This window comes from Shewanella sp. 10N.286.51.B8 (genome assembly GCF_041469325.1).
In the GTDB taxonomy this organism is placed as follows: Bacteria; Pseudomonadota; Gammaproteobacteria; order Enterobacterales; family Shewanellaceae; genus Shewanella.
This window is the reverse complement of sequence record NZ_JBFRKG010000032.1, coordinates 71,421-96,183: the sequence shown is the minus strand read 5'-3', so window position 1 is coordinate 96,183 and position 24,763 is coordinate 71,421. Positions and strand designations below refer to the sequence as shown.

Genomic DNA, 24,763 nt, shown 5'->3' with positions numbered 1-24,763 from the left:
TGCTAAATGCTTTTTTCAGATTTGATTAATCTGCAATTAACATTCGCGATTAAGTAAAGTGAGTTACTTGGTCACTTCAACTTCTTTATTGATCCAAATCCCATCTTCTATCTGACCTTCAAGCTCTGGGAACTTAGTCGTATCAAATACAGGATCTTCACCCTTATTAACTTGTTGGCGGTAATCATTAATAATTCTCACCGCTAAACCTGACAATAACAGCAGGGCAATCATATTAACTAACGCCATCAAGCCCATAGAAACGTCGGCTAAATCCCAAACGATGCCAATCTTAGCCACTGCGCCAAACATAACCATACCTAATACTGCGATACGGAAGATTGGTAGTGCACCTTTTTTATTGCCAGATAGAAACATCACGTTAGTTTCTGCATACGAATAGTTAGCAATAATTGACGTGAAACAGAAAAGTAAAATAGCAAAGGCAATAAATGCCCCACCCCAGTCACCCACATGATGCGTTAATGCATTAATGGTTCTTGCAATACCATCACCAGAGCCGCCACCATCACCAGACAATAAGATAATTGCCGCAGTAGCAGTACAGATAACAATAGTGTCCACAAACACACCCATCATTTGCACAAAACCTTGTGACGCTGGGTGATTAGGATTCGGTGAAGCACTTGCTGCAATATTGGCGGCACTACCCATACCTGCTTCATTAGAGAACAAGCCGCGAGCAATACCCGCCTGCATTGCTTGAGCAACACTGTATGCTACACCACCAGCAGCGGCCTCTTGCCAGCCAAATGCACTGTTAATCACCAACATAAATACGGCAGGCAATTGCTCAACATTCATTAAAACAACAACCAAGGCAATCGCAATGTAGGCTAATGCCATAATCGGAACGATAATTTCTGACACTCTAGCGACCTTTTTAAGACCGCCCATAATCACGAGGCCACTCAATAGCGCAATCCCAAGACCGACATAAATTGGATTTAAATCAAATACGGCAGTCATTGCACCAGAGATAGTATTTGCTTGAACAGCATTAAACACTAAGCCAAAACAAATAATCAGTAGGATTGAAAATAGAATCCCCATCCAGCGTTGGCCAAGGCCTTTTTCCATATAATATGAAGGGCCACCACGATACTGCCCGTCAACGTCTTTAACTTTATAAACTTGCGCTAACGTTGACTCGATCATTGCCGTAGCCATACCGAGCATGGCAATGGCCCACATCCAAAATACTGCCCCAGGACCTGCGGCACCGATTGCAACCGCAACACCAGCCATATTACCGGCTCCGACACGGGCAGCCATACTGGTACAAAAAACTTGAAATGAAGATAAGCCATGCTTACCAGGGCGGCGGCTAATCGCTAATACTTTAACGCCGTGTACGAAATGAGTAATTTGAATACAGCCAAGACGTACAGTAAAAAAGATACCTGCGCCTACCAGCCCATAAACTAACAATTTACCCCAGAGTAAATTGTTCATGAAACCAACAATTGTTTCTAACATTGCCATTTGCTTAATCTATTCCTTGGAATAACTTTATTTTGTAAAAATATGCTTAAACCGAGCAACACCTTCAGACAAAATAAAATTATCGAATTATTATAATGAGCTCATCAAAATCTAAGTTCGCAGCCTCAGCATGTATTCGTAAATAGCCAAGCTGTTACTGTTTATTAAATTCAGTGAGCGAATATATTAGTTAATTATTATTTAGCATTATTCAAGTTAACTTTACTGACTTTAACCAGTAAAGCCCAGCAAACATTACCACTCTTTACCACTTATCGCTTAGTTATAGGTGTTCTCAAAAAAATGCGAGAAAAAACTAGCATAGAAAAACTTCAAACATAGGTGACAGTGATCACATTTATTTAAATAGCCGCCTAAAGCCCCATCTAGAATAACAATTGCAAATCGCCTAACACCAAGTGACTCAACAATTTCTTAACCTAACATCATTTTATTAATGATTTTTTTTAATACAAAGTTAGATCAATAACACATTATTGATTCAATTTAGGGAATACAGTGTTCTCATTAAAAGCTAAATCAATCTTATCTTTCATAATGAGGTCACTATGACACAGCAAAATGAAATCACTGCTCTTAAAAAATATGTTAGAGCAACTAACTTCCTCGCTACCTCACAAATCTATCTTAAGCAAAATGTGCTTTTTAAAAGAGAGCTACAACATACAGACATTAAACCTCGACTTTTAGGTCATTGGGGTACCTGTCCAGGTATCAATTTTGTGTATGCAAACGTTAATCGCTTAATCGTTAAGCATGAAAGAGAATTCATTTATTTAGTCGGTCCTGGTCACGGCTTCCCAGCAGTTCAAGCTAACCTGTTTGTTGAAGGTTCTTTAAGCCATTTTTATCCAGAAACCATCCCCTATAACGAATCAGGTATTGAAGATATCTGTAAAAAGTTCTCAGCAGCATATGGCTACCCTTCTCATGCAAACCCTGAAGCCCCCGGCCAAATTTTAGAAGGTGGCGAATTAGGTTATTCATTATCCGTTGCTTGGGGCGCCGTTCTTGATAATCCAAACTTAATCGCAGCTTGTTTAGTTGGTGATGGTGAGTCTGAAACAGGGCCATTAGCTGCATCATGGTATGCCAACCGGTTAGTCGACCCTGCAACCAATGGTGCGGTACTGCCCATTGTGCATATTAATGGCTATAAAATCTCAGGCCCGACTCGTATGGGACGCATGAGTCATGAAGAGTTAGATCTTGAATTTCGTGGTTTAGGTTATCATCCCATTATTGTTGATGATCAACTTGAAGAGGATGTGTTTGTTCAAATGAAAGAGGCTATGGACTTAGCTTACGAGATGATCAATGATATCCAAACTCGTGCCCGTCGCGGCGAAGATGTTTGTAAGCCTCGCTGGCCGGTTATTCTTATGCGAACAGCTAAAGGCTGGACAGGTACATCTGAGTTTGGCGGTAAGAAGCTAGCTGGCAACTGCGAATCTCATCAAGTCATCGTCAATAAGTGTGCAACAGATGCAGGTCACCTAAAAGCGCTTAATGACTGGTTAGCAAGTTACAAATTTGATGAACTGTGCAGTATCAATGCGCAAGGTGAAATTACCTTTGATGAAGAAATTCAATCTTTGATTCCACCTAAGCAGTTATGTTGTGGTCGCCAACACTTAAGTTATGGCGGTGAAGTAGTCCGTGCACTTGCTCAACCAGATCTTAAAAAACTAAGTTATGGTCCAGAAACCCCACGTGGTACTCGCGGCGTATCAATGTACAAAATGGGCGAGTGGATGCGTGACGCATTCAAATTAAATCGAGATCAACGTAACCTACGTATCTTCAGCCCAGATGAAACATACTCAAATCAACTGCAAGCGGTATTTGAAGAAACAGATCGTGCATGGCAATGGCCGATTGAAAGCTGGGATCAAGATATGGCGCGTGATGGCCGTGTTATTGAACTGCTATCGGAAAACTTACTTTTCGGTATGATGCACGGTTACACAGTAACAGGTCGGCATGCCATGTTCCCAACCTATGAAGCCTTCTCTCAAGTAGTTTCATCAATGGCTGATCAGTACTGTAAATATGTGTATGCCAGTCAAGGGGTTCACTTCCGTAAACCTGTACCTTCTTGTAATGTTGTTTTGTCTTCTTTATTAGAGCGTCAAGATCATAATGGTTATTCGCATCAAAACCCTTCATTTCTAGGTGCTATGTTAGAAAAGCATCCAGATATTATTTCTGCATATTTACCTGCTGATGGTAACAGTACACTCACTTATACAGAGCGTGCATATGAAGACCGCGACAAACTCAACATTTTAGTTGCAGGTAAAAAAGAGTTACCTCAATGGCTATCACTAGATGAAGCCCGTAAGCAAACTAAAGATGGCGTGATGGTATGGGATTTTGCATCAGATGATAATCCTGATGTAGTACTTGCAGGTTGTGGTGATTATGTCACTCAAGAATGTATGGCGTCATTAGTACTCATTAGAGAACTACTGCCAAGAGTGCGTATTCGTTATGTCAGTGTAACTGAACTTAATAGTAACGGTTTAGGTAGTCGTAAATTCCAAAATAAGCCTTGGTTAATGGATGAAATATTTACTGAAGATAAAGGCGTGGTATTTAACTACCATGGTTATCCAAATACCATCAAGAAATTAGTATTTGATTATAAAGGCAGTAAACGTTTCCGCATTAAAGGCTATGAAGAAGAAGGTTCAACTACAACACCATTTGATATGGGCGTTCGTAATGGCACATCACGTTATCACCTTGTGATTGATATGGCATACAAACTATTCCAACAAGGTGTTATTGATGAAACTCAGCATGTTCAAATCACAACGGATATGCTCCAAAGATTAGTAGAACACCGTAACTACATTAAGGCCAACGGTGTTGACCCAGTAGACATTGAAAATTGGGTTTGGACTCGGTAATTAGATTAGAGTTCAAAAAACAAACTACAATCGTTTATAACGAGTTAAAGCGCCTTTGGGCGCTTTTTCTTTATACCACGGACAACAAAGCCCATCGTCAATTCATTAGAAAAAACCAACACTGCAACATCTTGTGGGGATTCGTTAGGTGTTTGTTGATAATATTTTAAAAATATTCGTAACTACTATGGAAAACCATTGAATTTAAGACGATAATTAGCTTGCCAGCTAAATCATAATAGGAACGCCAAATAAGTGCTGGTGACACTTAAGGTAAACAATCGGTTTACATGTGTTTTGGTGACATAAAATAACAATGGACTATATATGATGAAAAACACCTTAAAAGTAGTATTACTCACCTCAATGTTGCCTTTTGCCGCTGTCGCAGAACAAGAGTTAACGCCATGGTATGTCGGTGGTGGTTTAGGGATTAATAATTACGAACCACATTGCGACCTTAAAACAATGACCCAATGTGAAGATGATGACCCTTATGCTTGGGATGTCTTCGGTGGTTACTTATTTAATGACTATTTTGGTATTGAACTCGGTTATAGAGACTTAGGTCGTATTCAATGGACAGATTTCAGTAATAAACGTAATGATGTCGGCGCTAGAGGCATGGCATTAGGTTTAGTCGGTTTTTATCCTTTCGCTGACAAGTGGAGTTTGTCTGCTGAGGCTGGCGGAATGAACTACCTTTTAAAGAACATAAAAAATTATGGCACTGAGTATTACAGTGACAGCGGTATTGCGCCCTATATCGGTGCTGGTATCGGTTATAATTTTACCGAAAACTTAAAGCTGCAGGCTAAATATCGTCGCTACGAAAACTTAGACGATGATAAATATAATACCCTTGAAATGGAAAGTAACTATTGGGGCTTAGAATTAAGCTACCGCTTTGGTAAAGCTAAAGCAGCAGCCCCTGTTGTTGCAGCTGCTGTTGCACCAATTGATTCCGACAACGATGGCGTAATGGATGATCAAGATAGCTGTCCAGATACACCAGCAACTCACAAAGTTGATGCCAATGGTTGTACTGTCTACGAATTTGTAACAGACAATCATGACTTAGGTGGTATTTTATTTGATAACAACTCTTCTGTTATTAAGTCAGCTTCTTATGCTGACATTGAAAAATTAGCTAATTACTTGAAGAAAAATCCTGAGCATACCGTATCAATCGAAGGTCACGCTTCTAATGTTGGCAAGCCTGCATATAATATGACCCTTTCTGAGAGTCGTGCTAAATCAGTCGCTGAAGCTTTAGCAGCTAAATATGATATTGAAGCAAGTCGTATTCAAGCTATTGGCTATGGTATTACTAAACCTATTATGGAAGGCAATACCGCTGAAGCCCATAAGCAAAATCGTCGTATTGAAGCTATCGTAACCGGCACAGAAAAACGTGCGGTTCTAAAATAATCAACTAATTAAGCTGGTAATAAAAAGTCGCTGCTTGCAGCGACTTTTTTGTTTTTGTAGCCATCAGCTAAAAAATAAAAACCCTTACCAATAAAGAGATGTTATCGGTAACACTTTTATTTCAACGATAAAAACAACTTAAACAACTAATAAATCAGGCATTAAATTACACAATTAGTTGCTTATGAGCTCATTTCACGTTTATTTGCGTTATTTTTTTACAAATGTTGTTGGAAAATACAGTAAGATCGCATTTAATAACTGTATTGAACAAAATAACTTTGTTACTTGAGAGGGAAATTTCCATGGCGAACACGTTAGCTCAACTAAAAGCACTAACCACAATCGTTGCTGATACCGGCGACATTGAAGCAATTAAACGCTACCAACCAGAAGACGCAACCACCAACCCTTCTCTAATTTTAAAAGCGGCGCAAATTCCTGAATATGCCCCATTAATTGATGATGCTATTGCTTGGGCAAAACAGCAGTCAAATGACACAGCTCAGCAAGTTGAAGACGCAGGTGATAAATTAGCCGTCAACATCGGTGTAGAAATTCTTAAGATTGTTCCAGGCCGCATCTCAACAGAAGTCGATGCCAGACTTTCTTTTGATAAAGCAGGCTCTATCGAAAAAGCCCATAAGCTAATTAACCTATATCAAGCAGCCGGTATTGATAAATCTCGCATTCTGATCAAGTTAGCATCTACTTGGGAAGGGATCTGCGCAGCAAAAGAGCTTGAGCAACAAGGCATCAACTGTAACCTAACGCTATTATTTAGCTTTGCTCAAGCCCGAGCTTGTGCTGAAGCAGGTGTTTACCTTATTTCGCCATTTGTTGGTCGTATTTTAGATTGGTATAAGAAAGACACAGGTCTTGATTACACCGCTGAAACCGATCCTGGTGTGGTATCAGTAACCGATATCTATAACTACTATAAGCTTCACGGCTATAACACTGTGGTAATGGGTGCAAGTTTCCGTAACACTGGCGAAATTATCGAGCTTGCGGGCTGTGACCGCCTAACGATAGGCCCTGCGCTATTAGAAGAGTTAGCCAATAGCGATACTGTTATTAGCCAAAAGCTAAAACCTGCAACAACAACGGTTGCCGCGCCAGCACCATTAACCGAAGCACAGTTCCGTTGGGAATATAACCAAGACCCAATGGCTGTTGATAAACTTGCTGAAGGCATTCGCAACTTTGCCATCGACCAAGGTAAACTTGAGGTTATGCTAAACGCAAAACTTAGCTAATCAACGGAGTGATTTGCATGACTAATTTAACTCAGAGTAATACTTGGCAGCAGCTAAAGAAAAATACAGCAGCGCTTCCCCATATGCGGGAGCTATTTGCTAATGACCCTAAACGTTTTGAGAAGATGAGCCTCAAAAGCTGCGGTTTATTATTAGATTATTCTAAAAACCGTATCGATAAGGAAAGCTTAGGATTATTGTTTGCATTAGCTGAAGAAACCCAGTTATCAGCTAAAATTTCTGCCATGTTTAATGGCGATATTATCAATAACACCGAAGGCCGTGCAGTATTACACACAGCGCTGAGGAGTAATCCTGAGCAAGTAATTATGGCTGAAGGGGCGAATATCGTCCCTGAAGTACAGCAAACACTAGCAAAGATGACTCAGTTTGTGGCGTCTGTATCTCAAGGTGAATGGAAAGGTTACACCGGCAAAACCATTACTGATATTGTCAGTATTGGCATTGGTGGCTCTTTCCTTGGCCCTAAAATTGTCTCTCAAGCATTAAGGCCTTATTGGCAAAAAGGCCTTAATTGCCATTTTGTGGCTAACGTTGACGCAAGCTCTATCTGTGAGAAGCTTAAAAACTTAGATGCTGAAACAACCTTATTTGTCATGTCATCGAAGTCATTTGGCACCCAAGAAACACTGACCAATACCCTAAGCGCTAAAGACTGGTTCCTCGAGCAAGGTGGTAGCCAAGCCGATGTCGCCAAGCACTTTGTCGCAGTAACATCAAACGTTGCTAAAGCGACTGAGTTTGGTATTGATGCTGACAATATTTTCCCGATGTGGGATTGGGTGGGTGGACGTTATTCATTATGGTCAGCCATTGGCTTACCCATAGCGTTATTAGTGGGTATGGATAACTTCAAGCAACTGCTTGATGGTGCCAACCAAATGGATCAACATTTTGCCCAAGCGCCACTTGAACAAAATATGCCTGTGATTATGGGCATGTTGTCAGTGCTTTATAGCAATTTTCATGATGCACAATCCCATGTAGTTTTGACCTATGATCATTATTTACGTGGTTTACCCGCTTACTTCCAGCAACTTGATATGGAAAGTAATGGTAAGTCGGTCATGCTTGATGGAACTCAGGTAGATTTCAATACCGGCCCAGTGATCTGGGGTGGTGAAGGCACCAATGGTCAGCATGCATATCACCAGTTGTTACATCAAGGTACAGCACTTATCCCAGCTGACTTTATTATGCCACTGCAAAGTCACAATCCATTAGGTGAACATCATAACCAGCTTGCTTCAAACTGCTTTGGCCAAACCCAAGCATTAATGCAAGGTCGCACTTATGAAGAAGCTTTAGCGGAATTGGCAGGCAAAGATACGCCTGATGCTGATAAAGCCCTTATTGCTAAGCACAAGACAATGGCAGGTAATAAGCCAAGTAATACCTTATTAATGGATAAGCTAACTCCAACGACCTTAGGTTCGTTAATTGCCTTATATGAACACCGCACGTTTGTTCAAGGCGCTATTTGGCAAATTAACTCTTTTGATCAATGGGGGGTGGAATTAGGTAAAGTCCTTGGCAACGATGTCCTAGACCGCATCGGCGCCAAAAATGATGCCACAGAGCTTGATAGCTCCAGTAATTCATTAATTAATTTATACCGTCAAGGTCAGATTTAAACACTAAAAAAGCCAGCTAAAGCTGGCTTTTTTATATACACTTTCATTTCCTCATAGCACAAGCCTCTAAATACGCCAGCAAAACACCACTTGAACATCACTTAAACATCACCTCCCATTAACAATATTGAAACATAACTATTGCACTATAGTGACGGAATATGATATTTATTTGAATAGAGACATCATAATAACAAGGGAGGTTTACCATGGATCGTTTAGACTATGGTGGTGCGCTAGACCAAGTTGTTGAAAGACCAACTCGCTCAAAAAGCTCAAATAAAAAACGTAAATGGCGAGAAATAGAAGCGTTAAAGGATAAACAGCGCTTACTTAAGGAACTTCAAGACATTGACACAAGTTTCGATTTTGATTTCGATGCGATGCCATTGTAAGCAAGATAACTAACTGAATAGTTATTCAAAGGTCTATATATAAAAAGAGCGCTTATAGCGCTCTTTTTAATTGCAATGCTTTTAACTGTAACTCGTTATCATTAATCCTTTAGGCGAGATAACACAGAGTCAGCTACTGTGGTTCAACTTCAGCAATATGCTCTTTAAGCTCTTCAAAGATATTATCATCACTATCGTTAAATAACGGATCATCAACTAAACGCTGCTCACATTGTTGCCATATTTTATCCCAATCACTGCCCTGCATGTGCTTAGCAAACAGAGGAAATAGCTCTTTTTCTTCATATTGCATATGAGCCGTTTGGATTTCAACATACGCTTTTAAGTCGGAAACCAACTTTTCTCGGGAAATCACCACATCTGAAAGTATCAAATTCAGACTATACATCAATGCACCAGATGACTCTGCTAGACTACTATGTTCATCATGAAGCCTGGTCGTACTAGGGCTAGGAAAGTGCTTAATAAAGTAATCAAAAGTAATATCTTCTACCGGATGGTGACTATGCTCAGCATAAACCTGCATATATTCGACGACATCACGAATAAGCGCAAAATTAACTGATTCGCCCTGAGAAAGTTTGTGATTTTTCTTGGCTAGAATATTCAATAATATGGCTATGTGTTTGTGATCATTCATTAGCCTTTTAAGTATCATCTTCTCCATTACCACAATTCCTTCATGTCTAAAAAGTTTAAACCTCTAGTATTATTAATCTACACTATGGATTGCGCAGATGTTATGACCGAGATCATAAAATACAAATCTGAAACATTCAGATGAGTTTAAATAACAAAAAAGCACCCTAAGGTGCTTTAGTAAGCTGATATTAAAGCTTTATTATTTAAGAATGTTAAATAAGTGCTCTTTCAGCTTGGTAAAATCAGCGCTCAGTTCTGCAGATAAAATCGGCTTATTCACTACAGCTTCAAGCTCTTGGGGTAATGGTAAATCGATTTGTAATTGTACATCGACCACATCTTTAAATTTCGCTGGATGCGCCGTTCCTAAGAAAATACCGGTTTCACCACTTTTAAGCTCATCAGATAAAGCTTGTGCGGCAATTGCGGCATGAGGCTCAGATTGATAACCCAGCTGATATAACTCTTTTAACGCCGCAGTGGTTTGCGCTTCATTAAGCGCCACCCCTGTAATAGACGATAACGGCCAATTTAACGCCTCACAAATGGCTTCGACTCTTGGCCAGTTTGATGGCTCGGACACATCCATCGCATTAGACATAGTCGCAACGGTAGTATTTGGCGCCCAATCACCTGCAGCAAGGTAACGTGGCACAGTATCGTTTGAGTTAGTCGCCGCAATAAAGCGCTTAATAGGTAAGCCCATCGCCTTGGCAAATAAACCTGCGGTTAAATTACCAAAGTTACCGCTAGGCACTGACAGCACAATCTCAGCATTGCTGGTTTGCTTCATTTGAGCTACCGCTTCAAAGTAGTAACAAATTTGCGCCAATAACCGACTAATATTGATTGAATTAGCCGAGTTTAAGTGCAGCCCATCACGAACATCACTATCATCAAATGCCTGCTTAACCAGTGTTTGGCAAGCATCAAAATCTGACGCAACAGCGACAGTATGAATATTCTTACCTAGAGTCGTGAACATCTTCTCTTGCAGCTCACTGATTTTTCCTTTGGGGTACATCACCACCACTTGTACAGCGTCAAGGCCAAAGAAAGCATCTGCCACCGCCGCGCCAGTATCCCCTGAGGTCGCCGTCAAAATAGTGAGCTTTTCATCTCCTGCTAGCAAGTTAACGCACTGCGCCATAAAGCGCGCGCCAAAGTCTTTAAATGCCAATGTAGGCCCATGAAATAACTCTAAACACGCACGTTTATCATCAGCTTTCACTAAAGGCACATCAAAAGTGAATGCTGCATTAACTAACTCATTAACTTTATCTTGACCAATTTCATCAGCAAGCCAAGCCCCTAAAATACGCTGACTTCTTGCAACAAAAGGTAACGCGAGTAGCTCATCGATATTATCAAGCACAGGAATAGATTTTGGAAAAAAAAGCCCTCTATCTTTACCTAAACCTAATTTTACCGCTTCACTAAAACTGACCACTTGTGATGGGTGCTTTAAATTATATAATTCCATTTCTAAACGCCTTTAAAATTAAAATGTGGTGACTAAACTCGACGCGTACCTTGCTCATCAAGTTGACAGACATGGGCAAACCCACCAGCCTGTGATAAATAATGCTGCTCTAACCATGCTTTAGCAGCTTTAGCAGTTTCTAGATTATCGGTTACAGAAAACAGCGTTGGGCCACTTCCTGATATGCCGGTGGTTAACATGCCTAACGTTTCAAGTTCTGCGCGCGCATGGCTATAACCCGGAATCGCATCGGCTCGATAAGGCTCAGCCATCACATCCTTTAAAACGCTAATAGCAAGCTTTGGATCTTGCTGATAGCTTGCATGCACAAATGCACTTAAATGACGGCCAAAATCGATGGCTACCGCTTTATCGTATTGCTGTGGTAATAAGTCGCGCATCTTGGCCGTTGACAGTGAGATCCCCGGATAGGCCACCACCCAATACCATTGCTTAAACGTAGGAATACCAGCGCACACCTTATTGGGAGTATTTAGCATCAACTGCATGCCGCCTAAATAACAAGGGGCAACATTATCAAAATGAACACTGCCTGAAATCATTCCTTCAAACTCGCCCATTAAAAGCAATAATGCTTGTTCATCAAAAGGCTGCTCAAAATGCTCATTTAATGCATAAAGTGCTGCAACCACAGAGCTTGCACTAGAACCAAGCCCACTGCCAACTGGTAAATTTTTCTCTAAACAAATAGCCACACCTTGTTTAGCATTAAGTTTTTCAAGAAAAAACACAGCACATTGATAGACGATATTCTGTTTACCATCTTCTGGTAACTTATGCGCCCATGGACCCGTTTGAGAATAATGAACACCAGCATCAGCCGCTTCAATCATCACTCTGTCACCCAGTAAACTGCCATCAATTGGCGCAAGCGCAGCGCCGAGTAGATCAAATCCAACACCGACATTACCCATTGAAGCAGGAGCATAAACAGTTATCGCTTTATCCGAAGTGACTTGTTTGCTCATAGCCCCACCTCACGAGTCCAGTTTAAAGTTCTTAATACATCCGCAAACGCGCCAGCTGCAGTCACATCAGTACCCGCACCATAACCGCGTAATACAAATGGAATAGGCTGATAATAACGGCTGTAAAATGCCAGTGCATTCTCGCCGCCTTTTACGCTGTATAACGGATCTGATGAATCAACCTCTACAATACGTACATGACACTTACCTGCTTCAATCTGACCCACATAACGCAGTACTTTACCTTGCGCTTTTGCCGATTCAACTCGCGCACTGACTTGCGCATCAAGTTGTGGTAAACGATTCATAAAGGTGTCTACATCGCCTGAATCATCAAACGAGCTTGGCAGAACTGATTCAACATTAATATCATCAAGTTCTAATGGCATGCCCACTTCACGAGCAAGAATTAGTACTTTTCGCGCCACATCCAAACCACTTAAATCTTCACGAGGATCCGGCTCTGTAAAACACTTATCACGAGCGATTGAGGTGGCCTCTGATAAGCTCATGCCTTCATCTAACATGCCGAATATATAAGATAATGAACCAGATAAGATCCCATTAAATCGCTGTAACTTATCACCGGCATATAGCAGTTTCTTTAAGTTATCAATCACTGGCAGGCCAGCACCTACGGTTGTTTCATACAAGAATTGTCTGCGCTGCAATAACGCCGTTGTGCGCAATTGTTGGTAGTAAGCATAATCACGAGTGTTGGCTTTCTTATTCGGGGTGACGACATGGTAGCCAGCATTCATCACATCAAGATAACGATCTGAAACCAACTCACTTGAAGTGCAATCAACTAAAACAGGGTTTAGCAGTTGCTGTTCTTTACCCCAGGCCAGCATCTCTGCGAGATCATAGCTTGTATCGCTATCAGCCAATAAAGCCTGCCAATTATTTAAATCTAGCCCAGCACTGCTCAGAAGCATTTTACGAGAATTGGCAATACCACATACTCGCATGGTTATATGCTGCTCTTTAAGCATCGAGGCTTGTTGTTTGATTTGCTCTAATAGCCCTGCCCCCACATTACCACTGCCTACTAAAAACACATCTAAATACTGCTGAACATCAAAGAAGGCTTGATGACAGGCGGCAATGGCATGCTTAGTTTTACGTTGCTCAATTACAGTAGAAATCGAACGTTCTGACGAGCCTTGGGCGATGGCGATAATATTAACGCTGGCTTTAGCCAGGGCGCTGAAAAACTTAGCAGCGGCGCCTTTATGGGTTTTCATGCCATCACCAATAAGCGACACAATCGCTAAATCTTGTCTTAATTCGATAGGCTCGAGTAACTCAGACTGGATTTCTAACTCAAATTCAACTTCTAATGCTTGTTTTGCTTTATAAGCTTCATTAGAGCTAACACAAAAGCTAATACTGTATTCAGACGAGCTTTGAGTGATTAATGAAACTGAAATACCACTGCGAGAAATCGCTTCAAGGGTACGACTGGCCATGCCCACCATGCCTTTCATGCCAGGGCCTGAAATGTTAAACATGGTTTGTTCATCAAGGTTAGAAATGGCCTTGACCTGCAAGCCTGTTTTGTCAGGCCGATTAGACACTAATGTGCCAGGCGCTGATGGGTTAAAACTATTTTTGATATAGCAAGGAATGTGATATTGAGCAATCGGTGCAATGGTTTTAGGGTGCAACACCTTAGCACCAAAATAAGAAAGCTCCATAGCTTCTTGATAGCTAAGTTGTTCAAGTAATTTAGCGTCTAATACCACGCGTGGATCCGTGTTATAAACCCCATCGACATCGGTCCAAATTTCACAGCTTGAGGCATCAAGACAAGCTGCTAAAACCGCTGCAGAGTAATCTGAGCCATTTCGCCCTAAAGTCACTGTTTTACCTTGCTCATTAGCAGCAGTAAAACCTGGCATAATCCATACCCGTGCTTCATTTAATGAAAGCGCAGCAAAACGCGGTTTGCTTTCATTGATATCAACAATAGATTCAAGTGGCTTACCATGGGCTAAGAATAATTTTCTTGGGTCAAATTGCGCTGCGGTAAGTGATTTTGCTAGCATCACTTGTTCCATTAAGGCTGCCGATAAACGCTCGCCAGAGACGATAACCTGCGCTTGAACATGATCGGGGCATTCGTTAAGCAGCTTTATTCCAGTGACTTTGTCATTCCAGTCAGTTAATTGCAGCGCCAGCTTTTCATCCAGTAGCGCTTTTTGCTGCGGTGAAATTAACGCTTGTTCAGCGTCACTAAAAAGGCCACTAAAAACCGACTCAATATGGGCTAATACCGCTGCATAGTCTTGATTGGTTTGTGCGAGACTTACTAACTCTAACAAGGCATTGGTAACAGTTGCAGGCGCTGATAACACAGTCGCAATAGCCTCTTCAGCTGCAGCTTGTTCAATAATGTCTGCTGCCATCAAAAAACGTTGCCAATTGGCTAACGAGGTTCCACCAAACTTCATCACTTTCATATTCTTCTCCCTTAACTCGCTAGCACTAAATATTAATTTTAAATCTGAAAACAAAAAGCCCGCTTCTTTGTGGGAAGCGGGCTTGTCGTTATAAATCTTTAGGGTGTAATCAGCCCGCCCCCACAATGTTAATTGTGGTGGTTGTAATAATGGTAACTACAACATGGTTAACGGATTTCATCATTACACTCGATTTAATATGTGTTTGTTTTGAATTGATAACAGAATTGCTTTTTTTAAGGTAGGTTGTCAACCCCTAATTAGTGGTTTATTTTTAAGCACTCTATTGATAACAAGCTAAATCACTGCTGAAATCACAATAATCGCAGCTATCACACTAAAAAACGCCTCCAAAACAAGTTTTTAGTATGTTTACGTAAACGTAACCCAAAAAAGATATACAAGAATAAATACTTACAAGTCAGAGGCTTACTATTATTATGATTTTTATATGGTTATTCAAAAGCGCCAAAAGTCATCTTGCATTAAATTTCAGTGCCTAAGCACTAAAATTAGCATTTTCATAAACATGGCAGCGCAAATCACCATGAAAATGATTCATCTAATCTATTTAAAAACAGTGACCTGTGTACTGCGCGTAAATTTAGTCACAGCAACAATGGTAAAAACATCCATTGTCAAAGGATAAGTAACCGGATGCGCCACGATTTAAAGCAAATGTCAGCCAGCGAGATACTTGATTTAAAAACATGTGATTGAATAAGCAAAAGCTGATACAAATTATCGCGACTTTGTAAAAACAATAGTATTATGCCGCCACATTCAGAATTGGAGTCGTTATGAAAATCACAAAACATGCAGCAGTAACTATTCACTACAGTTTAACCGATCAAGAAGGTCGTTTAATCGAAAGCTCATTTGAAGCTGAACCTATGGTTTATCTACACGGAACTGAAGGCTTAATTCCAGGCTTAGAAACTGAGCTAGAAGGTAAAGTTGTTGGTGACAAATTTGACGCGAATATTCCAACTGAACAAGCATATGGTGAATACCATGACGGCCTAAAACAAGAAGTCCCTCTTGAAGCATTCGGCGATATCGAAGACATCGTGCCAGGTATGCGTTTTATTGCTGAAACTGAAATGGGTCAACGCCCAGTTCAAGTTACTGAAGTAAAAGATACTGTAGTCGTTGTTGATGGCAACCACCCTTTAGCTGGTCAAGCATTAAACTTCAGCGTTGAAGTGATGGATGTACGTGAAGCAACTGCCGAAGAAATTGCCCATGGTCATATTCATGCTGCTGGTGGTTGTGGCAGCGAGCACGCCCATGAAGCTTGTGGTACTGACAAACCGGGTTGTGATGGCAATGGCGGTTGTGGCTGCCACTAAAGTCTAATAAACAATTTTTGTCCTAGACATTGATTCAATAACTTAGACTGGATTAACTCAGCCTAAAGTTTGAATTATTAAATACGTTAGCCTTTTTTAGGTTGACGTATTTTTTTTACGTTATTATTAATCATAGATAGATTGTCTGTGAAACTTAACCACAAGCATTGCTGGGCACAGGTTTTGTTTCTTTCTCTGTGCTTTGGTAACTAGAAAGCAGCTGGGTTTGAAGGTTATAGAGTTAACCTTTGTTGCTGTTTGAAAATTAATTTAAAGCGAAGGAGTGCTTATGTTAATTAAACCGCTATACGAAATCTTACCTTACGCCTATATGATTGTCGGCGCAGCTAGCGTACCTTTCATTGAACAACCCTATATTGTCGTTGCTTCAATATTAGTCTTTTTTTACGGCGCTCATGTCTGGAACCTACGCTCTAGAAACCGCCGAACGGATAAGAAAAGAAAACGAGTCGAGGGTTACCTACCCGATTCAATATATGGCTTTATGCCATTCATTTACATTATTTCGGCCGTAATCACCTTTCGTTTTTTCCCTCAAGATTCAGCACAGTTACTGTCGATAGGGCTTTTTACATACGGAGGCTATATATTACTGCGCCGTATCAGCTATCGATGCCATAAGCATCCCTCAACGAACATTAAAGCTAAATTTAGATAGCTAGCGCGACATAAGTAACTAGTCCAGTATCAGCTGCTGGACTTTGTCTTTTTGCGCCTGAGGCATATTTTTTAAATAGTTTGAACAGCGAGTAATGGTCGCAATGCTCACTTGATATTCTGCAGATATTTGACGCTGACTTAGCTCACCTTGCAATAAAAGTTGAAAAACCTTTAACCTACCAGCAACTGCACTACGCTCTTCTTCTGTCATTAATAACTGAAATAAAATGCCTAATTCGTCAGAATTTGGATAGCTTAGTACCTTTTCTACAACTGAATCCCAATTAGCTCGCATAACGCTCTCTTTTAGTAATGCCTCGACAGTACAAAGTGTAGCAACAATTCAGCTTTTACAGAAATCATATATGCAAAATATGCCTGATAATTATTGTAAAAATCAAATTTACAATTAAACACAAAACTAGACTCGCACTTGGTTCAAATTTATGCTTAAAATGTGACAAACACCTATAAATCAATAAATAAAAAGAGATCTGTCATGAAAAATAAAATATTGGCCTTAGCTGTCAGCGCATTGCTTATTCCAACTGTCAACGCACATAACTTTGAAGATGCCAATGACGCTATCGATTATCGTAAAGCAGGTTTTAGTTTAATCCGCTACCAATTTGGCGATATGGCTGCAATGATGAAAGGCAAAAAAGAGTTTGAATTAACTGTATTTCAAACTCGCGCAGCTAATTTAGCGGCACTAGCTAAAATCCCTCATGAAGGTTTTATTGCAGGCTCTGATAACGGCGATACAGAAGCTTTAGCAAAGATCTGGTCAAATAAAGCAGACTTTGATACTAAGATGACCGAATTCCAAGAAAATGCGGTTAAGTTAGACTTGGCAGCCCAAACAGGTGATAAAAAGCAAATCAAGCAAGCATTTGGTAATACAGGCAAAAGCTGTAAAGGCTGCCATGACATGTACAAGAAAGACTAACCATAAAACATTGTTAAAAATTCAGCGCCTTAAATATGCTATTCATATTTAAGCTCGCTAATAAAAAGCCCACTGAAGTGGGCTTTTTTCTGACAGTCTCTTGAATTAATTCAATCACATAAACGCAATGATAGGTGCAATAAGCCATACCCAGACACCTGAACCAAGTATCATGACAATCCCAAAAGCAAGTAACGGTGATTTCATTTTAGGCTCAGCGCTCAGTAATTTATGTTCCTCATGGGTTAAGGTTTTTTTACCCGAAATCATCGCACCTACTAACTTGTGTCCTTTAATGGCATAAATCGTAATCGCGCAAAGATGCAATGCGATGCACCCAAGGATAAAATTGAAGTTCATTTTGTGTAACCATGTCATAAATGAAGCAGTATCAGAAGACACCATGGCGTAAAGCGGTCCTTCGGTAAAGATATCATCTGTAGCGAATAGGCCCGTTAGCAACTGCAATGTGAGCACAAATAGCATTAGCATCACCATATAACCACCCATAGGGTTATGGCCAACAACAGGCTCTTTTAACGGCTCACGTAAATAACCAATAACTTTTTTAGGTCCAGCGACAAAGTCTTTGAATTTTGCGGTATCACTACCTACAACCCCCCACAGTAACCTAAAGACAATCAGCACTAAAAAGCTATAAGCACAAACTTGGTGCCACTCCATCTCTCCTGCATCTGCTGTCCACCACAAACAAATCAGCAACGCCACCGTAAACCAGTGGAATAATCGAGTGGGTATATCCCATACCTTAATTTTTTTTTGTTCTATACTCATAGATGTGCCTTAAGCTTAGTTCTTTTAATATGCTTGATTATAAAGAGCAAATTCTTGCACTCATAGACCCTTAAGGTAAAGAAAAGTAATTAAGTATTACAGCGTTTCATCAAACAAGTGCAAACTCTAGCACTTGTGGAGCAATTAGCATCAACAGCTTACATGTTTCTGTATTATTGGATTAAAACACAAGACTTGGGTTTATTTAATCAGCTCTGAAAATAGGGCTTTGCCTATGAGTGCGGCCTTAAATCTGGATATGAGTGTCAAACTTAGAAAGATATTTGGAGCCAGTGATGACAAGCAGTATAAACGTTGGCAGCAAACATGGTTTCAATGACGTTGAACCGCTGCATAGAATGGAGTTGGTGAACAAAAATCGTTCAAAACTGGGAGGTAAGCTAGGTTGTTATCCATTCAAATATGCGCCTATTTAGATTGAGTTTCAAGACTTTTTAAGCGGTTTTTTAGCTAAATTGTCTAAGCGATCAAATATGAATCAAACAGTCTAAAAAGGCCCACAAAACGTGATTTAGATCACGATTTTTCTTTCAGAGCTTGGTAATCTGAACTTAAGCAAACAACAGAAGGTTCGAAATATGCTGAAAATCACTAGCAAGCAACTTGAAGTAACTGCACCGATTCTTGAACGTATCGAAGGACAAATTGAAAAACTCGCAAGACATGATCTACAACTCATTAACCCGCATGTAATTATCACTCAGGAAAAGCAGCTCTTTAAGATAGAAGCGTCAGTAGGCTTGCCAAGTGGAGAACTATTCGCCCAGGCGAAAAATGAAAACCTTTACGCAGCAATAACTGCAATGGGTAAAAAGCTGGAAAAACAGCTAAATCGCCTGACTCATAAACCCCAGGCTCAACGTCACGTTTCACCAACAACTGAAACCGATAATGATTTTGAGTATGTCTATAAGGAGGAAACCGCAGCTTGATGTTTTTTATTACTCTTAAACCAAAGCGCGCCCTCGGGTGCGCTTTTTTATGCAAACCATAAACAATGGGCAAACTTGATCATTATTTGATTGACACTGATAGCTTAGCGCTTTAATTTTACAGTATGAAAAATATCACTAGCCGCAATTTTATTTTCTTTTTTATTCAGCCCCCATATTGAGGCCGATTTTTTGTGTAAAAACGAAAATGAAATTTAGAGCCTCCCAACTGGGGGGCTTTTTATTATTAAATATTTAATGCTCGCTGTTCAACACCACGTCAGCTAAGCAGTCGTCATTGAGGCTATTATGAAAAAAGCGCCAGAATTGAGTCAGACCAGAGAACAAATTACCTCACTAGATAAGGACTTATTAGCCTTACTAGCCAAAAGGCGTGAATTGAGCCTTGATGTCGCCAGAAGTAAAGAAGTCGATGTTAGGCCCATCAGAGATACGCAGCGGGAAAAAGAATTATTAGAACGCTTAGTTCAACAAGGTAGAGAGCAAGGTTTAGATGCTCACTTTGTTATCTCACTTTATCAAAGCATTATTGAAGATTCAGTCTTGAATCAACAAGCCTTTTTACATGGCCGTGCTAACCCTGAAATCCAGCAACAACAATCGACCATCGCCTACCTAGGTGCTAGAGGCTCATACTCTTATCTCGCCGCCAGCCGTTTTTGTCAGCGCCGCCAAGTAGAAATGATTGATTTAGGCTGCCAAAGTTTTGATGAAATTATCAGTTCAGTTGAACTCGGCCATGCTGACTTAGGTTTTTTACCTATTGAAAATACCTCATCGGGTTCAATTAATGAAGTGTATGACGTGCTGCAACACACCTCTCTTTCAATTGTCGGAGAAACAACCATTGAAGTGGGCCATTGCTTACTCACCAAAAATAATGCTGAATTAGAACAAATCAAAACCGTATTTGCTCACCCACAGCCCATTAGCCAATGCAGTCAGTGGTTATCACAACATCCAAACTTAACGCTGGCCTATTGCTCAAGCAGTGCTGAAGCCATGCAGCAAGTCATTGACGCAGATGATGACAGTGTTGCCGCTATTGGCAGTGCTGAAGGCGGCGCCTTATATCAATTAAGTGCCACAGAAAAAGGGTTAGCCAACCAAAAAATTAATCAAAGCCGCTTTATTGTGGTTGCACGCAAAGCTGTAGCAGTGCCGTCACAACTGCCGGCAAAAACCACCTTGATTATGGCTACAGGACAAAAGCCCGGCGCGCTAGTTGAGGCGCTACTCGTATTAAAAGCCCATAACATTAATATGAGTAAGTTAGAGTCTCGCCCAATCCCTGGCACCCCGTGGGAAGAAATGTTCTACCTTGATGTTGATGAAAATCTTGCAAACCATGATATGCAGCAAGCCTTAAAAGAATTAGAAAGACTGACACGCTTTATAAAAGTGCTGGGCTGTTACCCTTGTGAAACCGTCAAACCAACTCAACTTAATAGTAGTCAGCTAGTGATTGAGCCAAATAGCTCTAAAGCCCCCAATAAAACTACCAGTGACAATCTTGATGCCCCTAAGCATTCGAAGTTGTATCGACAAGAGCAGACCATTATTGAAACCAAACAGTGTGCCATTGGTGAAAAGGACTTAGTTGCGCTGCAACAAATGACCCTTACAGACACCGATGACTTATTTGCCGCTAAGGTGAAGCAGGTGAAAGAGTCTGGTTATCAAGGGGTATTGCTACAAGCTTCATCTACAGATAACTTATCGCCGTTAAACCTTAAAAACTATTGTCATATCGTTGAGCAAGCAGGCTTGTTCAGTGCCATTGAAGTTGACTCAGTAAGCAGCTTCGATATCGCAGTAAAGTCGGCCGATATGGTTTATCTTGCCGGTAAGGCGATGTTTGATAAAGAACTGTTAGATGCAGCTGGCGCTATCAGTAAACCGGTATTGCTTGAGCGCAATACTATGGCAAGTACCTCTGACTGGCTTACTGCTGCAGATAGAGTTTTAACCACGGGTAATCAACAACTGATCTTGGTTGAAGCAGGCATTAGAAGCTTTACTAATCCTGAGCAACTGTCATTGGATTTAGCCGGATTAATTGCAATAAAGCATCAATGCCACTTGCCAGTTATTGTTAATACCAGTTACGCGGTTAACAGCCCACTTTTACATCAGCAAGCCATAGCGGTTAAGCAACTACAGGCCAACGGGCTGATTCTGAATGAGCAACAACTGGCAGAGGCAGATGACCAACATCACTTGCTACACGAGCTTCATCAATAAAACCAGCAACCAACCGCATCATTTATCCAAACCATGCGGTTGCTTTTAGCCCAATAAAAAACCGAACTTTAAGTTCGGTTTTTTATTGGTTAATCAACAATTAATACATGCTGACATTATCATTTAACCCAAGCCATCCTTTAAAAATACGATAACTAAACCAGCCTAAAGCTAATACAAATATCGGGACACTAAGCCATAATTGAGGAGTAAAATAGCCTAAGATCAATAATGGCATCAAACCTGTCATGCTATTACGTTGCCATCTTAAATGAGAGCCCAGCAAAGAGCTTGCTGGAATACGGTTTTGGGAAATATTAATTAATAAACTAAAAAACACTGGTAAAAAAAAGAGTGGAAAGGCGCTCATTAGTGCATATAAAAAATGCCCAAGCGATAAATCTTCTGCGGTGTAAACCTCAGTATTTGTCATTAGATTATCACTCCTATTAGTCCGAAAAAAAGAGCTACTTAAAAGCAGCTCCCTTTAACCTTAATCCCTGTTTGATGATTTCGCAATATTATTCAGCGTTAACTCGGCTTAATTGGTCTTCATATCATTGACAGACTGTAGCATAGCGCGGCTTTCTTGCTGAAATTGTGGCGCAAAATCCCCAAACCATTTTGCAACTTGCTCAAATTGAGACACGAATTCATCTCGATTGCCGGTCTTAAGTAGTTGAAGCGCTTGACCATAGTTATCGAGATAATCACTAATGGCGACTTGGCTACCTTCTTGGGCAAAAATAATATCAGCATACAGCTTTGGATCTTGAGCAAACAAACGCCCCACCATAGCCAACTCTAAACGATAAATAGGCGAACTAAATTGTAAAAGCGTCTCAATATCGGCCTGCTCTTTACATAAGTTCAAACCATAAACAAAAGTTGAAAAGTGACGCATGGCTTGCACTAGTTGCATGGCTTTATCATGCTTTTGTGCATCTTCGTTAACAATGCGTGCACCCCAAATAATAATTTGATCGAGCAACCATTGATAAGCTTGGGGTTCACGGCCATCACACACCACCACAACCTGTTTTGCTAAACTGCCCACATCAGGGCCAAACATTGGGTGTAAACCCACTACAGGGCCATTGTGAGCTGCAAGCATGGCATTTAAAGGCTCAGTTTTAATTGAGGTCAAATCAGCAAGAATACAATCATCAGCTAAATTGTTTAATTGATTGCTTATCACCTCGCAAGTGACATTAATTGGCACGGTAACGATCACCATGCCAGCGCCATCAAATAACTCGTCTGCGCGATGCCAGTCGTTTTTATCAAGGCTTTTTACAGTATAGCCAGACAGCGTCAGCATTTGACTAAATAAACCACCAAGTTGGCCTTCACCACCAACAATGACTATATGACCAAGATCCGTTTTTACTTGCTTAAATCCGACATCTTTTTCATTCAAATAGGACTCACGCATTAAACGACGTAAAATATCTTCAATAAGTTGCGGTGAAACATCCATCTCACTGGCTTCTTTACGGCGTTTCGCCAACATTGATGCTTCACGCTGCGGTGCGTAAATCGGCACACCAGCAGCATGCTTAACCGCCCCGACTTGAGCAACAAGATCTAATCGCTTACGTAATAAATGCAGTAGTTGCTGATCAACGCCGTCAATGAGCTCACGCAAATTGTCTAAATCTAAAGTGGTTTTTTCATTCATCGCTTAAATCCATCCATCGCCGCGTTTATGCTGCGAATCGATTAGGTAATACTGTTTTAAGTAAATTAGCATTGCTACGCAACAATGTCTCAGTAGTTTGCCAATTTATACAAGAATCGGTTACCGATACCCCATAAGCCAGTTCTGACAGAGGCTTATTACTGGATTGATTACCTTCATTTAAGTGACTTTCAAGCATCACCCCAATAATTGAACGGTTACCTGCATGTATTTGTTTAAATACATCCTCGCAAACTAGTGTCTGTCTTGTATAGTCTTTTGATGAATTGCCATGACTACAATCAATAATCAATCTGGCATTTAATTTGGCTTGATGTAACTGCGCTTCACACTCTGCCACACTGTCAGCATCATAATTAGGTGTTTTGCCACCACGTAAAATCACATGGCCATCGGGGTTACCTGCAGTTTGCAGTAATGACACTTGCCCTTGCTGGTTAATACCCATAAAGCGGTGGCTGCTTGCCGCAGATTGCAGTGCATTAATCGCCACTCCAAGTTTACCGTCAGTGCCGTTTTTAAATCCTACTGGCATGGATAAGCCAGATGCCATTTCACGGTGAGTTTGCGACTCTGTGGTTCTGGCACCAATGGCCGACCAAGTCACCAGCTCTGACATATATTGTGGGCTAATGGGGTCTAACGCTTCAGTCGCTACCGGCAGCTCGAGCTCTGCAAGCCAAATCATCAACTCACGCGCCATTCTCAGTCCCTTTTCAACATCGAATGACTCGTCCATATCAGGATCGTTGATAAGGCCTTTCCAACCTACTGTCGTGCGTGGTTTTTCAAAGTACACCCGCATCAAGATATAAAACTCATCACTGAGATCATCATGTAATTTTTTAAGCTTTAGGGCGTATTCTTTGGCAGCATCGATATCGTGAATAGAACATGGGCCAGTAACGATTAATACTCGATTGTCACGTTTGTGGACAATATCGGCAACGGTTTTACGTGCGTCAAGAATGTACTGATAAGCGTGATCAGACAGCGGCAATGCTTTTTTTAATTCTGCTGGGGTGACCAGTACTTTCTCTGAACTAATATGAACGTTATTAATCGTATCTTGCTGCATGATATTTCTCACTTCTTAAAAAATTATTTCTGTCTTGGGGCTATCGCGTAAACCATGACTGCACTAACTGACCTTACCAAAAAGCAACACCGTACCGCTACACCATTACAAGGTTGGGCTAACTATGCCTTGGATTAAGCCACTAATCAACCACTAAATTTAATTTTCTCCAAAAACACAAAAACCCGCCATAAAGGCGGGCTATT

At 40.7% G+C, this 24,763-nt stretch carries 21 protein-coding genes and 1 other annotated feature; of the genes, 11 read left to right on the top strand and 10 right to left on the bottom strand.

The features are described from left to right. Positions 1–63: 63 nt before the first annotated feature. A complete protein-coding gene (locus AB4160_RS12640; protein ID WP_076542978.1) occupies positions 64–1,500 on the bottom strand; it encodes a sodium:alanine symporter family protein in 1,437 nt (478 codons plus the stop codon). Between the two features lie 575 nt (positions 1,501–2,075). Here AB4160_RS12640 and AB4160_RS12635 point away from each other — a divergent pair. The 5 genes from AB4160_RS12635 (at position 2,076) to AB4160_RS12615 (ending at position 9,182) form a co-directional block, all read left to right on the top strand. Continuing rightward, a complete protein-coding gene (locus AB4160_RS12635) occupies positions 2,076–4,442 on the top strand; it encodes a phosphoketolase family protein (RefSeq protein ID WP_102439209.1) in 2,367 nt (788 codons plus the stop codon). Between the two features lie 327 nt (positions 4,443–4,769). After that, positions 4,770–5,873 carry an OmpA family protein gene (locus AB4160_RS12630; protein WP_102475623.1) on the top strand — a complete coding sequence of 368 codons (1,104 nt, stop codon included), beginning with the start codon at positions 4,770–4,772 and terminating at the stop codon, positions 5,871–5,873. Between the two features lie 305 nt (positions 5,874–6,178). After that, positions 6,179–7,132, top strand: a complete 954-nt coding sequence (gene tal / locus AB4160_RS12625; protein ID WP_102475622.1) for a transaldolase — start codon at positions 6,179–6,181, stop codon at positions 7,130–7,132. A 17-nt stretch (positions 7,133–7,149) separates the two neighbouring features. Beyond that, the gene (pgi, locus tag AB4160_RS12620; protein ID WP_372004815.1) at positions 7,150–8,787 is read left to right on the top strand and encodes a glucose-6-phosphate isomerase; all 1,638 of its coding nucleotides are present in this window, start codon (positions 7,150–7,152) and stop codon (positions 8,785–8,787) included. Positions 8,788–8,996: 209 nt separating this feature from the next. After that, the gene (locus AB4160_RS12615; RefSeq protein WP_076542968.1) at positions 8,997–9,182 is read left to right on the top strand and encodes a DUF3545 family protein; all 186 of its coding nucleotides are present in this window, start codon (positions 8,997–8,999) and stop codon (positions 9,180–9,182) included. Positions 9,183–9,315: 133 nt separating this feature from the next. Here the strand turns inward: AB4160_RS12615 and AB4160_RS12610 are convergent, their stop codons facing one another. The 4 genes from AB4160_RS12610 to thrA form a co-directional block, all read right to left on the bottom strand. After that, positions 9,316–9,858 carry a hemerythrin domain-containing protein gene (locus AB4160_RS12610; RefSeq protein ID WP_102439282.1) on the bottom strand — a complete coding sequence of 181 codons (543 nt, stop codon included), beginning with the start codon at positions 9,856–9,858 and terminating at the stop codon, positions 9,316–9,318. Between the two features lie 186 nt (positions 9,859–10,044). Beyond that, a complete protein-coding gene (thrC, locus tag AB4160_RS12605; protein WP_102531401.1) occupies positions 10,045–11,328 on the bottom strand; it encodes a threonine synthase in 1,284 nt (427 codons plus the stop codon). Between the two features lie 32 nt (positions 11,329–11,360). Further along, complete coding sequence (thrB, locus tag AB4160_RS12600; protein ID WP_102439214.1) at positions 11,361–12,317, bottom strand: homoserine kinase; 957 nt, start codon at positions 12,315–12,317, stop codon at positions 11,361–11,363. Further along, on the bottom strand, positions 12,314–14,782 hold the full coding sequence (thrA, locus tag AB4160_RS12595; RefSeq protein ID WP_303410379.1) for a bifunctional aspartate kinase/homoserine dehydrogenase I: 2,469 nt from the start codon (positions 14,780–14,782) through the stop codon (positions 12,314–12,316). Before thrA ends, thrB begins: the two co-directional genes overlap by 4 nt. An 800-nt stretch (positions 14,783–15,582) precedes the next feature. Between thrA and AB4160_RS12590 the strand changes: the two genes are divergently transcribed. Continuing rightward, on the top strand, positions 15,583–16,134 hold the full coding sequence (locus AB4160_RS12590; RefSeq protein ID WP_102439216.1) for a peptidylprolyl isomerase: 552 nt from the start codon (positions 15,583–15,585) through the stop codon (positions 16,132–16,134). Positions 16,135–16,423: 289 nt separating this feature from the next. Beyond that, a complete protein-coding gene (locus AB4160_RS12585; protein WP_102439217.1) occupies positions 16,424–16,813 on the top strand; it encodes a hypothetical protein in 390 nt (129 codons plus the stop codon). 18 nt (positions 16,814–16,831) lie between these two features. On the opposite strand, the gene trpR is transcribed toward AB4160_RS12585, so the two are convergent. Then, positions 16,832–17,110, bottom strand: a complete 279-nt coding sequence (gene trpR, locus AB4160_RS12580; RefSeq protein ID WP_102439218.1) for a trp operon repressor — start codon at positions 17,108–17,110, stop codon at positions 16,832–16,834. 204 nt (positions 17,111–17,314) lie between these two features. On the opposite strand from trpR, the gene AB4160_RS12575 reads away from it, so the two are divergent. After that, positions 17,315–17,764: a cytochrome c gene (locus AB4160_RS12575; protein ID WP_102439219.1), complete on the top strand. Its 450-nt coding sequence runs from the start codon at positions 17,315–17,317 to the stop codon at positions 17,762–17,764. A gap of 114 nt (positions 17,765–17,878) precedes the next feature. Here AB4160_RS12575 and AB4160_RS12570 read toward each other — a convergent pair whose 3' ends face one another. Continuing rightward, positions 17,879–18,559, bottom strand: a complete 681-nt coding sequence (locus AB4160_RS12570; RefSeq protein WP_102439220.1) for a cytochrome b/b6 domain-containing protein — start codon at positions 18,557–18,559, stop codon at positions 17,879–17,881. 296 nt (positions 18,560–18,855) lie between these two features. Here AB4160_RS12570 and AB4160_RS12565 point away from each other — a divergent pair, with 296 nt between their 5' ends. The 3 genes from AB4160_RS12565 to pheA all read left to right on the top strand — a co-directional run bounded on the left by AB4160_RS12565 (position 18,856) and on the right by pheA (position 21,777). Further along, entirely contained in the window at positions 18,856–18,996 is a 141-nt protein-coding gene (locus AB4160_RS12565) for a hypothetical protein (protein ID WP_157936104.1), read from the top strand. Between the two features lie 162 nt (positions 18,997–19,158). Beyond that, a complete protein-coding gene (gene hpf / locus AB4160_RS12560) occupies positions 19,159–19,512 on the top strand; it encodes a ribosome hibernation-promoting factor, HPF/YfiA family (RefSeq protein ID WP_102439283.1) in 354 nt (117 codons plus the stop codon). A gap of 131 nt (positions 19,513–19,643) precedes the next feature. Continuing rightward, positions 19,644–19,759: a sequence feature (Phe leader region), on the top strand. A 62-nt stretch (positions 19,760–19,821) separates the two neighbouring features. Further along, positions 19,822–21,777, top strand: a complete 1,956-nt coding sequence (pheA, locus tag AB4160_RS12555) for a prephenate dehydratase (RefSeq protein WP_102475616.1) — start codon at positions 19,822–19,824, stop codon at positions 21,775–21,777. A 100-nt stretch (positions 21,778–21,877) separates the two neighbouring features. Here pheA and AB4160_RS12550 read toward each other — a convergent pair whose 3' ends face one another. From AB4160_RS12550 to AB4160_RS12540, 3 genes are all read right to left on the bottom strand, one after another. Beyond that, positions 21,878–22,210 carry a hypothetical protein gene (locus tag AB4160_RS12550; RefSeq protein ID WP_102439222.1) on the bottom strand — a complete coding sequence of 111 codons (333 nt, stop codon included), beginning with the start codon at positions 22,208–22,210 and terminating at the stop codon, positions 21,878–21,880. Positions 22,211–22,318: 108 nt separating this feature from the next. Continuing rightward, positions 22,319–23,458 carry a bifunctional chorismate mutase/prephenate dehydrogenase gene (gene tyrA, locus AB4160_RS12545; protein ID WP_102439223.1) on the bottom strand — a complete coding sequence of 380 codons (1,140 nt, stop codon included), beginning with the start codon at positions 23,456–23,458 and terminating at the stop codon, positions 22,319–22,321. Between the two features lie 25 nt (positions 23,459–23,483). Then, positions 23,484–24,557 carry a 3-deoxy-7-phosphoheptulonate synthase gene (locus tag AB4160_RS12540; protein ID WP_076542582.1) on the bottom strand — a complete coding sequence of 358 codons (1,074 nt, stop codon included), beginning with the start codon at positions 24,555–24,557 and terminating at the stop codon, positions 23,484–23,486. Positions 24,558–24,763 lie beyond the last annotated feature (206 nt).